Source organism: Pseudomonas sp. St29 (assembly GCF_001547915.1).
Classification (GTDB): Bacteria; Pseudomonadota; Gammaproteobacteria; order Pseudomonadales; family Pseudomonadaceae; genus Aquipseudomonas.
Genome location: NZ_AP014628.1, coordinates 4,729,397 through 4,743,844, shown reverse-complemented (window position 1 = coordinate 4,743,844; position 14,448 = coordinate 4,729,397). Strand labels below are relative to the sequence as shown.

Below are 14,448 nucleotides of genomic sequence, written 5' to 3'. Positions count from 1 at the left end.
GAGGGGCACCTAAATTTCTCCCGCCGGTCCACGTCACTTGCTTGAATGCCCTTTGACGGTGAGGCCTGCCATGTCCCTTGTAAGTCCGCTGAGTGTCGAGACCCTGTCGGCGGCTGTGCTATCGGGCATCGATGAGGTCGGCGCCCGGCATCGGTTGTTCCCGGCATGGCGCAGCCAGGGCCAGGAGTCCGCAGCGCCGGATGCCCGGGCCGAGCGGCAGGAGCAGTTGGCGTTCTGGCTGTCGGCCCAGGTGCATGCGCTGTACCTGGACCCGCCGGGCACGCCGCCACCCGCCCACGCCGATGCCTGTGCCGGGCAAAACCGTTGTCGGTACTGCCGGCAGGACTTCGATCTCTTGCACAAACGTGCCGCGTTGCTGGTGCTGGGGCGCAGTGGCCTGCTGGAGGGATAAGCGGCGTTCGGCGCTCAGCGCCGGGCGAAGGTATCGGGGCGATTGCCCGAGACTTTGCGGCAATGCACCAGGGCATCGCGAATCATGAAATTGACCAGGGTCGGCGAGACGCCCAGCTCCTTGGCGATGTCCTTTTGCGGCACGCCGTGCAGGCGATACATCTCGAAGGCATAGCGGGTGCGGCTGGGCAGCTCGGTCAGGGCATCGGCAATGTGTTCCAGGGTGGAAAAGTTCATGTGCGAGGTTTCGGGCGAAGCGCCATGAATCACCACATTCAAGCCTTCCTCTTCGGTGCCCGAATACTTCTGCTCCAGCGCCTGCTTGCGGTAATGGTCGATGGCCAGATTGCGCACGATCTGGAACAGGTAGCTGAGCTGGGCCTTGAACGAGGAGGTGATTTGCGGGGCCGACTGCAGGCGGAAAAAGGCGTCCTGGACCACGTCCTCAGCCCGGGACCGGCAGCCGGTAATCCGCGCTGCGATCTTGACCAGAATCAGACGGTTGTCGACAAAAGCCTGGAGTAACGGTGAATCGCACCTGCTTGTGGATACTTGTTCCGTCATGGAAATCACCTTGTTGCAAAGAAGTTAGTGGGACGTCAGAAAAGTCTGACCCGTCCTACACATCGAGCGACAAATTAGGCTGAATGATAATGATTGTCAATTGAGAAAAAGAACTAATGCTCTCTAGCGGTGCAGATTGAGAACGGCGGCTCATTCAGGGGGCGAAGCGGGTCCTGCCAGGGCCCGTGGGGACTAATTATTTGCCGAGGCCATCCGTTCCCATGGGAGAAAGATTCCGGGCAGCAAGCCCGGGCGCGGCGCCTTGCGGATGCCTGTGACCTGTTGCCAAGCCGTTGATTTTCGGTGGTTTGCCAGGAGCATGGCAGGGCAGGGGCCGCTCTCCATCGCAAGCACACTCCTGGCAGGAAACCCCATGACGGACGCGTTCGAACTCCCCAGCACCCTGGCCCAAGCCCTTCAACGCCGGGCGGTCCTGGCCCCTGATCAAGTGGCGTTGCGGTTCCTCGCCCAAGAGCAGGAGCAGAGCGTGGTGCTCAGCTACCGGGACCTGGATCTTCGCGCGCGGACCATTGCCGCGGCCCTGCAAGCCAACGCTGAATTCGGCGACCGCGCGGTGCTGCTGTTCCCCAGTGGCCCGGACTACGTCGCAGCGTTCTTCGGTTGCCTGTACGCCGGGGTGATCGCGGTGCCGGCCTACCCGCCGGAGTCGACCCGACACCATCACCAGGAGCGGCTGCTCTCGATCCTGGCCGACGCCGAGCCACGGTTGCTGCTGACCAGCGCCGGGCTGCGCGACTCACTGTTGCAGATGGACGAACTGCAGGCCGCCGGGGCGCCGCAACTGCTCTGCGTCGACACCCTGGACCCCGCGCTGGCGCAGGACTGGCAGGCGGTGGAGCTCAAGGACCAGGACATCGCCTTCCTGCAGTACACCTCCGGTTCCACTGCGCTGCCCAAGGGCGTGCAGGTCAGCCATGGCAACCTGGTGGCCAACGAACTTCTGATCCGCCGCGGTTTTGGCATCGACCTCAACCCGGACGATGTGATCGTCAGCTGGCTGCCGCTGTACCACGACATGGGCCTGATCGGCGGCCTGCTACAGCCGATCTTCAGCGGCGTGCCCTGCGTGCTGATGTCGCCGGCCTACTTCCTGGCCCGCCCCGTGCGCTGGCTGGAAGCGATCAGCGAATACGGCGGCACCATCAGCGGCGGCCCGGATTTCGCCTACCGCCTGTGCAGCGAGCGGGTCAGCGAATCGGCCCTGGAGCGTCTCGACCTCAGCCGCTGGCGCGTGGCCTATTCCGGTTCCGAGCCGATCCGCCTCGACACCCTGGAGCGCTTTGCCGAAACCTTCGCCCCCTGCGGTTTCAGTGCCGACAATTTCCTCGCTTCCTACGGCCTGGCCGAAGCCACCCTGTTCGTCGCCGGGGGCGTGCGCGGCCAGGGCATCCCGGCCCTGCACCTGGACGACCAGGCCCTGGCGCAGAACCGCGCCGAGCCGGGGCAGGGCAGCGCCATGATGAGCTGCGGCTTCAGCCAGCCTGAGCACGCCGTGCTGCTGATGGATCCGCAGCAGCTCACGGAACTGCCTGACAACCGCATCGGCGAAGTCTGGGCCAGCGGGCCGAGCATCGCCCACGGCTATTGGCGCAATCCCGAAGCCACGGCCAAGACCTTCGTCCAGCATGCCGGCCGCACCTGGCTGCGCACCGGCGACCTGGGTTTCATGCGCGACGGCGAGCTGTTCATCACCGGGCGCCTGAAAGACCTGCTGATCGTGCGCGGGCACAACCTGTATCCCCAGGACATCGAAAAGACCATCGAGCGCGAAGTGGAAGTGGTGCGCAAGGGCCGGGTGGCGGCGTTCGCGGTCAGCGACCAGGGCCAGGAAGGCATCGGCATCGCCGCGGAAATCAGCCGCAGCGTGCAGAAGATCCTGCCCCCCGAAGCACTGATCAAGGCCATCCGCCAGGCGGTGGCCGAAGCCTGCCAGGAAGCGCCCAGCGTGGTGGTACTGCTCAACCCCGGGGCCCTGCCGAAGACCTCCAGCGGCAAGTTGCAGCGCTCTGCCTGTCGCACCCGGCTGGCCGATGGCAGCCTGGATCACTACGCGCTGTTCCCCCAGGCCGAGGCTGCACCCGCCGGCGTTCAGGACGCGTCCGACGACGCGCTGCAAAACCTGATCGGGCGGATCTGGCAGGAGCACCTGCAATGCGCCGCCGTGGCCGCCGACGATCACTTCTTCCTCCTGGGAGGCAACTCGATCGCCGCCACCCAGGTCACGGCCCGCCTGCGCGAGGAACTGGGCCTGGAACTGAGCCTGCGGCTGTTGTTCGAAGCGCCGACCCTGGGCGCCTTCACCGCCGCCGTGGCGCGTCAGCAACAGGACGGCGGCGTGGCCCAGGGCAGCATCCAGGCCCTGTCGCGCCAGCAGCCGCTGCCCCAATCCCTGGCACAGAACCGCCTGTGGATCACCTGGCAACTGGACCCCCACAGCAGCGCCTACAACATTCCCGGTGGCCTGCGCCTGCGCGGCGAGCTGGACGAAGACGCCCTGCGCGCCAGCTTCCAGCACCTGCTGCAGCGTCACGAAGCGCTGCGCACGCGGTTCTTCGAGCGCGACGGCCAGGCCCTGCAACAGGTGGACGCGGCCGGTGAGTTCAACCTGCAGGTGATCGACATCAGCGATCTGCCTGTGGCCGAGCGTGAAGCCCGGGCGCAGCAGATTCGCGAAGACGAGGCCCGCACCCAGTTCGACCTGGAAAAGGGCCCGTTGTACTGGGCGACCCTGATCCGCCTGGACGACGAAGAACATCAACTGCTGCTGACCCTGCACCACATCATCGCCGACGGCTGGTCGCTGACTGTGCTGATCGACGAGTTCTCCCGGCTCTACGCCGCCGCGGCCCAGGGCCAGCGCCTGGAGCTGGCGCCCCTGGCCCTGCAATACGCCGACTACGGCAGCTGGCAGCGCCAGTGGCTGGCCCAGGGCGAAGGCCAGCGCCAGCTGGACTACTGGAAGCAGCAACTGGCCGATGAGGCCCCGGTACTCAGCCTGGCCACCGATCACCCGCGTTCGGCCCAGGTCCGCCACAGCGCCGCGCGCCACAGCCAGCGCCTCGGCGTGAACCTCAGTGAAACCGTGCGTCAGACCGCCCAGGCCTGGCAGGTCACGCCGTTCATGCTGTTGCTGGCCACCTTCCAGACCCTGCTGCACCGCTACAGCGGGCAGACCGAGATCCGCATAGGCGTGCCCAACGCCAACCGTCCGCGCCTGGAAACCCAGGGCCTGCTGGGCTTCTTCATCAACACCCAGGTGCTGCGCGGCCAACTGGAGGCGCGCCAGACCTTCGCCGAGTTGCTGCAACAGACCCGCCGCACTGTCCTTGAGGCCCAGGCGCATCAGGACCTGCCCTTCGAACAACTGCTCGAAGCCTTCCCCGACGCCCGCGAGCAAGGCCTGTTCCAGGTCATGTTCAACCACCAGCAGCGCGACCTCAGCGCCTTGCGCCGCCTGCCGGGGCTGCTGGCCGAAGAGCTGCCGTGGCACAGCCGCGAGGCCAAGTTCGACCTGCAACTGCACAGCGAGGAAGACCGCAACGGCCGCCTGAGCCTGGCCTTCGACTATGCCGACGAGCTGTTCGATGCAGCGACCATCGAGCGTCTGGCCGGGCACTTCATCAGCCTGCTGGAGCAGGCCTGCCAGCAGCCGGACCGCGCCCTGGGCGATTTGCCGTTGCTCGGCAAGGTCGAAGCGGCGCAATTGCAGCAATGGAGCATGGCCCCCTGCGCGCGCGCCGAGCGTTGGTTGCCGGAGCGCCTGCAGGAACAACTGCAGCAGACCCCGGAGCGCACCGCGCTGGTGTGGGACGGCGGGCAACTGAGCTTTGCCGAACTGCACGCCCAGGCCAACCGCCTGGCCCATTACCTGCGGGACAAGGGCGTCGGCCCGGACGTGTGCGTGGCCATCGCCGCCGAGCGTTCGCCACAACTGCTGATCGGCCTGTTGGCGATCATCAAGGCTGGCGGCGCCTACGTGCCCCTGGACCCGGATTACCCCGCCGAGCGCCTGGCCTACATGCTCGAAGACAGCGGCGTGCAACTGCTGCTGACCCAGACCCAGCTGCTCGGCCAGATGCCCGAAGCCCCGGGCGTCAGCGCCATCGCCATGGACGGCCTCAAGCTCGACAGCTGGCCGAGCCACGCCCCGGGCCTGCACCTGGACGGCGACCACCTGGCCTACGTGATCTACACCTCCGGTTCCACCGGCCAGCCCAAGGGCGTGGGCAACACCCATCGTGCCTTGATGGAGCGCCTGCAATGGATGCAGGACAGCTATCAATTGCAGGCCGACGATGTGCTGATGCAGAAGGCCCCCATCAGCTTCGACGTCTCGGTCTGGGAATGCTTCTGGCCGTTGATCACTGGCTGCCGCCTGCTGCTCGCCGCCCCCGGCGAGCACCGCGACCCGCATCGCATCGCCCAGCTGGTTCAGGAGTACGGCGTGACCACGCTGCACTTCGTGCCGCCGCTGTTGCAGCTGTTCGTCGATGAACCGCTGAGCGCCGAATGCCACAGCCTGCGCCGGGTGTTCTCCGGTGGCGAAGCCTTGTCCGCCGAGCTGCGCAACCGCCTGCTGCAGCAGTTGCCGAACGCGCAACTGCACAACCGTTACGGCCCGACCGAAACCGCGATCAACGTCACCCACTGGCAGTGCTCGGTGGAGGACGGCGAGCGCTCGCCCATTGGCCGGCCGCTGGGCAATGTGCTGTGCCGGGTGCTGGATGCCGAGCTCAACCTGCTGCCCGCCGGGGTTCCGGGCGAGCTGTGCATCAGCGGCCAGGGCCTGGCCCGGGGTTACCTGGGACGCCCGGCGCTCACCGCCGAACGCTTTGTGGTCGACCCGCTGAGTGAGGAGGGCGCACGCCTGTACCGCACCGGTGATCGGGTGCGCTGGTGCGCCGACGGCGCCCTGGAATACCTCGGCCGCCTCGACCAGCAGGTCAAGCTGCGGGGTTTTCGGGTCGAGCCGCAGGAAATCGAAGCGCGGCTGCTGGCCCAGGACGGCGTGGCCCAGGCCGCGGTGCTGGTGCGCGACAGCGTCGCCGGCCCGCAGTTGATCGGCTACTACACCGCCCCTGCCTGCGACGAAGATGAAACCGAGCAACGCGCTCGGCTGACCACCGCCCTGGCCGCCGAGTTGCCGGAGTACATGGTGCCGGCGCAACTGCTGCGCCTGGAGGCCATGCCCCTGAGCCCCAGCGGCAAGCTCGACCGCCGCGCCTTGCCGGAGCCGCAGTGGCAGGTGCGCGAGCACGTCGAACCGAACACCGATCTGGAACGGCAGATCGCCGCCATCTGGCGCGACGTGCTGGGCCAGCCCCGGATCGGCCTCAAGGACGACTTCTTCGCCCTGGGCGGGCATTCCCTGCTGGCCACCCAGATCATTTCCCGTACCCGCCAGGCCTGCGACGTCGAGCTGCCGCTGCGGGTGCTGTTCGAAGCCAGCGAGCTGGGAGACTTTGCCGAACAGGTGCGGCTGATCCAGCAGTCCGGCGCGCGCAACCAGCAGCCGCCGATTGCCCGGGTCGACCGCAGCCAGCCGGTGCCGCTGTCCTATTCCCAGCAGCGCATGTGGTTCCTCTGGCAGATGGAGCCCGACAGCCCGGCCTACAACGTCGGCGGCATGGCGCGCTTGTCTGGCGTGCTGGACGTGGGGCGCTTCGAGGCGGCGTTGCAGGCGTTGATCCTGCGCCACGAAACCCTGCGCACCACCTTCCCCAGCATCAACGGCGTGGCCCATCAGCAGGTACACGCCGACACCGGCCTGCGCATGGCCTGGAAGGATTTCTCGGCCCTGGCCCCGGAGGCCCGGCAACAACGCCTGCAACAGCTGGCGGACAGCGAAGCGCACCAGCCCTTCGACCTGGAAACCGGCCCCTTGCTGCGCGCCTGCCTGGTCAAGGCCGGCGAGCAGGAGCACTACTTCGTCCTGACCCTGCACCACATCGTCACCGAAGGCTGGGCCATGGACATCTTTGCCCGCGAACTGAGCGCGCTGTACGAAGCCTTCCTCGACGACCGCGAATCGCCCCTGGAACCGCTGCCGGTGCAGTACCTGGACTACAGCGTGTGGCAGCGCCAGTGGCTGGAATCTGGCGAGCGCCAGCGCCAGCTGGACTACTGGACCGGGCAACTGGGCCGCGAACACCCATTGCTGGAACTGCCCAGCGACCGGCCACGGCCGGCGGTGCAAAGCCACCAGGGCGAGCTGTACCGCTTCGACTTGAGCGACGAGCTGGCGGCCCGGGTGCGCACCTTCAATGCCCAGCACGGCCTGACCCTGTTCATGACCATGACCGCGGCCCTGTCGGTGCTGCTCTATCGCTACAGCGGCCAGACCGATCTGCGCATCGGCGCGCCGGTGGCCAACCGTATCCGCCCGGAAAGCGAAGGGCTGATTGGTGCCTTCCTCAACACCCAGGTGCTGCGTTGCCAGCTCGACGGGCAGATGAGCGTCGGCCAGTTGCTGGAGCAGGTGCGCCATACGGTGATCGAGGGCCAGTCCCACCAGGACCTGCCGTTCGACCATCTGGTGGAAGCCTTGCAGCCGCCGCGCAGCGCCGCCTACAACCCGCTGTTCCAGGTGATGTGCAACGTCCAGCGCTGGGAGTTCCAGCAAAGCCGGCAACTGGCGGGCATGACCGTGGACTACCTGGTCAACGATGCCCGGGCCACCAAGTTCGACCTCAACCTGGAAGTCACCGACCTGGATCAGCGCCTGGGTTGCTGCCTGACCTACAGCACCGACCTGTTCGATGAACCGCGCATTGCGCGCATGGCCGCCCATTGGCGCAACCTGCTGCAGGCCCTGATCGACGATCCGCAGCGGCGCCTGTGCGAACTGCCGCTGCTGCACGCCGAGGAACAGCAACAGCTGCTGGACAGCCTGAGCGTCGAGCCCGGTGAGCAACGTCTGGATCAGTGCATCCATCACCTGTTCAGCGAGCAGGCCCTGGCCCGTCGCGACGCTCCGGCGCTGACCTTCGCCGGACAGACCCTGAGCTACAGCGAACTGGACAGCCGCGCCAACCGCCTGGCCTGGATGCTCCGCGAGCGTGGCGTGGGCCCGCAGGTGCGGGTCGGTCTGGCCCTGGAGCGTTCCCTGGACATGGTCGTCGGCCTGCTGGCGATCCTCAAGGCCGGTGGCGCCTATGTGCCCCTGGACCCGGAATACCCCCTGGACCGCCTGCACTACATGATCGAAGACAGCGGCCTCGGCCTGCTGCTCAGCGATGCACGGATGTTCGCCGCCCTGGGTGAGTTGCCGGCGAGTGTTGGTCGTTGGTGCCTGGAGGAGGACGGCGCGTTGCTGGCCGACTACCCGGCCAGCGAGCTGCCGTTCATCAGCCTGCCCCAGCATCAGGCGTACCTGATCTATACCTCCGGCTCCACCGGCCAGCCCAAGGGCGTGGTGGTGTCCCACGGGGAAATCGCCATGCACTGCCAGGCGGTGATCCGCCGTTTCGGCATGCGCGCGGACGATTGCGAGCTGCACTTCTATTCCATCAACTTCGACGCCGCCACCGAGCGTCTACTGGCGCCGCTGCTCAGCGGCGCCCAGGTGGTGCTGCGGGCCCAGGGCCAGTGGGATGCCGAAGAGATTTGCCAGCTGATTCGCCAGCATCGCATCAGCATCCTCGGCTTTACCCCCAGCTACGGCAGCCAGCTGGCACAGCACCTGGCCACCCAGCAGCAGACCCTGCCGGTGCGCATGTGCATCACCGGCGGCGAGGCCCTGACCGGCGAACACCTGCAGCGCATTCGCGCGGCGTTCCAGCCGAGCCTGTTCTTCAACGCCTACGGCCCCACCGAAACCGTGGTCATGCCCCTGGCCAGCCTGGCGCCGGAGCACTTGGCCGAAGGCGTGGCCAGCGTGCCCATCGGCCGCATCGTCGGGGCGCGGGTGGCTTACATTCTCGACGCTGATCTGGCGCTGGTGCCCCAAGGGGCGACCGGTGAGCTTTATGTCGGCGGCGCCGGCCTGGCCCAGGGTTATCACCGTCGTCCGGGGATGAGCGCCGAGCGTTTCGTGGCCGATCCGTTCTCCGGCGATGGCGGGCGCCTGTACCGCACCGGCGATCTGGTGCGCCAGTGCGCCGACGGTCAGCTGGAGTACATCGGCCGGGTCGACCATCAGGTGAAGATTCGCGGTTTCCGCATCGAGCTGGGAGAGATCGAAACCCGCCTGCTGGATCATCCGGCCGTGCGTGAAGCGGTGGTCCTGGCTCTCGACACCCCGGCGGGCAAACAGCTGGCCGCTTATCTGGTGACCGAGGTGGCCGAGCACAACGAGGTGCAGCAGGCCAACCTGCGGGAAGCCCTCAAGCAGCAGCTGAAAACCCAGCTGCCGGACTACATGGTGCCGACCCACCTGATCCTGCTCGACAGCATGCCGCTGACCGCCAACGGCAAGCTCGACCGCCGGGCCCTGCCGATGCCGGACCCGGAGCTCAACCGCCAGCAGTACGTGGCGCCGAGCAACGAGCTGGAACAGACCCTGGCCAAGGTCTGGGGCGAAGTGCTGAACGTGCGGCAAGTGGGCCTCAACGACAACTTCTTCGAACTGGGGGGCGACTCGATCCTGTCGATCCAGGTGGTCAGCCGCGCCCGCCAGCTGGGGCTGCACTTCACCCCGCGGGACCTGTTCCAGCACCAGACCGTGCAGACCCTGGCCCGGGTCGCCAGCCATACCCAGCGCATCAGCGCCGAGCAGGGCCCGCTCAGTGGCGAAGCGCCGCTGACGCCGATCCAGCACTGGTTCTTCGACAGCCGCATTCCCCAGCCACAGCACTGGAACCAGGCGTTGCTGCTGGAGCCGCTGGGCCTGCTCGATGCCCAGACGCTGGAACAGGCGCTGCTGGCGGTGCTGGAGCAGCACGACGCCCTGCGCCTGCGTTTCAAACCGGTGGATGGGCAGTGGCGCGCCGAGTACCTGCCGCTGTCCGACGCGCCTGTGCTGTGGCAAGTGCGGGTGCCGTCCATGGCCACCTGCGAGGCACTGTTCGCCGATGCCCAGCGCAGCCTCGACCTGGAACACGGGCCGCTGCTGCGGGCGGTGCTGGTGGACGGGCCGGAAGGCGAGCAACGCCTGCTGCTGGCGATCCACCATTTGGTGGTGGATGGCGTGTCCTGGCGCGTGCTGCTGGAGGATTTGCAGAACGCCTACCGTCAGTTGCAAGCCGGACAGAGCCTCAAGCTGCCGGCCAAGACCAGCGCCCTGCGGGACTGGTCGAGCCGCCTGCAGGCCTATGCCGGCAGCGAATCCCTGCGTGAAGAACTCGGCTGGTGGCAGCAGCAACTGGCCGGCCCGGCCGCGCAACTGCCGGGCTTGAATGCCGCCGGTAGCCAGCAGCATCAGCAGGCTCGCTGCCACAGTGTGACCCTGGATGCCGAGCGCACCCGCCAACTGCTGCAACAGGCCCCGGCGGCCTACCGTACCCAGGTCAACGACCTGCTGCTGACCGCCCTGGCCCGGGTGCTGTGCCGCTGGAGCGGGCAGCCTTCGGCCCTGGTGCAACTGGAAGGCCACGGCCGCGAGGCGCTGTTCGACGAGATCGACCTGACCCGCAGCGTCGGCTGGTTCACCAGCGCCTATCCGCTGCGCCTGACCCCGTTGCAAGTGGAAGAAGCGGCCGGGCAGGGCGCCTCGATCAAGGCCATCAAGGAACAACTGCGGGCCGTGCCGCACAAGGGCCTGGGTTACGGCGTGCTGCGCTACCTGGCCGATGACGCCTGCCGCGAGGCCCTGGCGGCGCTGCCGCTGGCGCCGGTGACCTTCAACTACCTGGGGCAGTTCGACCAGAGTTTTGGCGCCGATGCCTTGCTGCGTCCGCTGGATGAGTCCGTCGGTCCGGCCCACGCTCCCGAAGCGCCGCTGCCCAACGAGCTGAGCATCGACAGCCAGGTCTATGGCGGCGAGCTGGTACTGCGCTGGACTTACAGCGGCGAACGTTTCGACGCTGAGCTGATCGGCGAACTGGCGGACGCCTACCTGGGCGAGCTGCAGGGCCTGATTGCCCATTGCCTGAAGGACGATGCCGGTGGCCTGACGCCGTCGGACTTCCCCCTGGCGCGCCTGACCCAGGCCCAGCTCGATGGCCTGCCGGTGCCGGCTGTGCAGATCGAAGACGTCTACCCGCTCACCCCAATGCAGGAAGGCATGCTGCTGCACACCCTGCTGGAGCCGGGCACCGGCTTGTATTACATGCAGGACCGCTACCGCATCAACAGCGAGCTGGACCCGGAGCGTTTCGCCCAGGCCTGGCAGGCTGTGGTGGCGCGCCACGAGGCTCTGCGCGCGTCGTTCTGCTGGAACGTCGGCGAAGACATGCTGCAGGTTATCCACAAGCCGGGCCGCACCCCGATCGAATTCCTCGACTGGAGCGCGGTGCCCGAGGCCGAGCAGGAACCCAAGCTCCAGGCCCTGCATAAAGCCGAGCGCGAGGCCGGTTTCGATCTGCTCAACCAGGCGCCGTTCCACCTGCGACTGATCCGCGTCGGCGCCGCGCGCTACTGGTTCATGATGAGCAACCACCACATCCTCATCGATGCCTGGTGCCGCTCGCTGTTGATGAACGACTTCTTCGAGATCTACACCGCCCTGGGCGAAGGCCGCGAGGCGCAACTGGCGGTGCCGCCGCGCTACCGCGACTACATCGGCTGGCTGCAACACCAGAGCCTGTCCGAGGCGCGGCAGTGGTGGCGGCAGAACCTTGAAGGCTTTGAACGCACCACGCCGATCCCCAGCGACCGGCCGTTCCTGCGCGAACACGCCGGTGACAGCGGCGGCATGATCGTCGGCGACTGCTACACCCGCCTGGATGCCCGGGACGGCGCGCAACTGCGCGAGCTGGCGCAGCAGCATCAGCTGACCGTCAACACCTTCGCCCAGGCGGCCTGGGCCCTGGTGCTGCGGCGCATGAGCGGCGATCGCGACGTATTGTTCGGGGTCACCGTGGCTGGGCGCCCGGTGCAGATGCCGGAGATGCAACGCACCGTCGGCCTGTTCATCAACAGCATCGCGCTGCGGGTCAAGCTGCCCGATGAGGGCCAGCGTTGCAGCGTGCGCCAGTGGCTCGGCGACCTGCTCGACCGCAACATGCAACTGCGTGAATACGAATACCTGCCGCTGGTGGCGATTCAGGAATGCAGCGAGCTGCCCAAGGGCCAGCCGCTGTTCGACAGCCTGTTCGTGTTCGAAAACGCCCCGGTGGAAGTCTCGGTGCTGGACCGCGCCCAGAGCCTGAACGCCAGTTCGGATTCCGGCCGTACCCACACCAACTTCCCGATCACCGCCGTGTGCTACCCGGGGGATGACCTGGGCCTGCACCTGTCCTACGACCAGCGCTACTTCGAACAGGCCACCATCGAGCGCCTGCTCGGCGAGTTCAAGCGCCTGCTGCTGGCGCTGATGCAGGGTTTGCATGGCGACATGGCCGACCTGCCGCTGCTGGGTGAAGAGGAGCAGGATTTCCTGCTGGCCGGCTGCAACCAGAGCCGGCATGAGTACCCGCTGGAGCGCAGCTACGTGGAGCTGTTCGAGGCCCGGGTGGCGGCCCATCCGCAACGCATCGCCGCCAGTTGCCTGGAGCGGCGCTACAGCTACGCCGAGTTGAACCAGCACAGCAACCGCCTGGGCCATGCGCTGATCGCCAACGGCGTGGGCTTTGATCAACCGGTGGCCTTGCTGGCCGAGCGCGGCCTGGAACTCTTGGGCATGATCATCGGCAGCTTCAAGGCCGGAGCCGGCTACCTGCCCCTGGACCCGGGCCTGCCAAGCCAGCGCCTGGGGCGCATCATCGAACTCAGCCGCACGCCGATCCTGGTCTGCACCGCGGCTTGCCGCGAACAAGCCCAGGCCCTGCTGGACGAGTTCGCCTGTGCCGCACGGCCACGGTTGCTGGTCTGGGAAGAGCTGCAAGCCGCCGGGCATGCCGAAAGCAACCCGGGGCGCTACAGCGCGCCGGACAACCTGGCCTACGTGATCTACACCTCCGGTTCCACCGGCCTGCCCAAGGGCGTGATGGTGGAGCAGCGCGGCATGCTCAACAACCAGCTGAGCAAGGTGCCGTACCTGCACTTGAGCGAGGCTGGCGTGATCGCCCAGACCGCGTCCCAGAGCTTCGACATTTCGGTCTGGCAGTTCCTTGCCGCGCCGCTGTTCGGTGCTCGGGTCGACATCGTGCCCAACGCCATCGCTCACGATCCCCAGGGCCTGTTGGCTCACGTCCAGGAGCAGGGCATCACCGTGCTGGAGAGCGTGCCGTCGCTGATCCAGGGCATGCTCGCCCAGGACGCCATCGCCCTGGATGGCTTGCGCTGGATGCTGCCCACCGGCGAGGCCATGCCGCCGGAACTGGCGCACCAATGGCTGCTGCGTTATCCACAGATCGGTTTGGTCAACGCCTACGGTCCGGCGGAATGCTCCGATGACGTGGCCTTCTTCCGCGTGGACCTGGCTTCGACCCGGGGTACCTATCTGCCCATCGGCACGCCCACCGACAATAACCAGCTGTACCTGATGGACGATGCCCTGGCGCTGGTGCCCCTGGGCGCGGTCGGTGAGCTGTGCGTGGCCGGCACCGGGGTTGGCCGTGGTTACGTCAGCGACCCGTTGCGTACCGCGCTGGCCTTCGTGCCCCATCCGTTCGGTGCGGCGGGCGAACGCCTGTACCGCACCGGCGACCTGGCACGCCGGCGCAGCGACGGCGTACTGGAATACGTCGGCCGGATCGACCATCAGGTGAAGATCCGCGGCTACCGCATCGAGCTGGGCGAGATCGAAGCGCGCCTGCACGAACAGCCGGAAATCCGCGACGCCGCCGTGGCGGTGCAGGAAGGGGCCAACGGCAAGCACCTGGTGGGCTACCTGGTGGCCAGTGACTCAAGCCTGAGCCCGAGCGAATGCCTGGAGCGGATCAAACCGCGTCTACGCGCCGAACTGCCGGAATACATGGTGCCGCTGCACTGGCTGTGGCTTGCGCGCCTGCCCCTCAACGCCAACGGCAAGCTTGATCGCAAGGCCCTACCGGCCCTGGAGATCGGCCAGTTGCAGAGCCAGGACTACCAAGCCCCGGGCAGCGAGCTGGAGCAGACCCTGGCCGATATCTGGGCCGAGGTGCTCAAGGTCGAACGGGTGGGCGTGCGCGACAACTTCTTCGAGTTGGGCGGGCATTCCCTGCTGGCCACGCAGATCGCCTCGCGGGTACAGAAAACCCTGCAACGCAACGTACCGCTGCGGGCCATGTTCGAATGCAGCACGGTGCAGGAGTTGGCCGCGTACATCGACGGTTTGGGTGCCAATGAAATCAGCGAGGAGAAGGTCGATCGCTTGAGTGACCTGATGGCCGAGCTGGAGGGCTTGTAAGTTTTTGCGGCGGGCGCAGCCACCCCAAAGGCTGCGCCTCACTCCTTCAGGAAGGTCGCGCATTCAGGCTTTACGGCCGTTGC

3 protein-coding genes are annotated in these 14,448 nt (G+C 67.0%); 2 read left to right on the top strand and 1 reads right to left on the bottom strand.

Translation table 11 applies throughout. The annotated features are described in order from the left end of the window. The first annotated feature begins 70 nt into the window (after positions 1-70). Positions 71-412 (top strand): hypothetical protein, encoded by a 342-nt coding sequence (locus tag PST29_RS20825; protein ID WP_060840368.1) that lies wholly within the window; start codon positions 71-73, stop codon positions 410-412. 14 nt (positions 413-426) lie between these two features. Here PST29_RS20825 and PST29_RS20820 read toward each other — a convergent pair whose 3' ends face one another. Continuing rightward, positions 427-975, bottom strand: coding sequence for an RNA polymerase factor sigma-70 (locus tag PST29_RS20820; RefSeq protein ID WP_060840367.1), 549 nt, complete (start codon positions 973-975; stop codon positions 427-429). A 373-nt stretch (positions 976-1,348) separates the two neighbouring features. On the opposite strand from PST29_RS20820, the gene PST29_RS20815 reads away from it, so the two are divergent. Continuing rightward, positions 1,349-14,365, top strand: a complete 13,017-nt coding sequence (locus PST29_RS20815) for a non-ribosomal peptide synthetase (RefSeq protein ID WP_060844258.1) — start codon at positions 1,349-1,351, stop codon at positions 14,363-14,365. Positions 14,366-14,448: the final 83 nt, after the last annotated feature.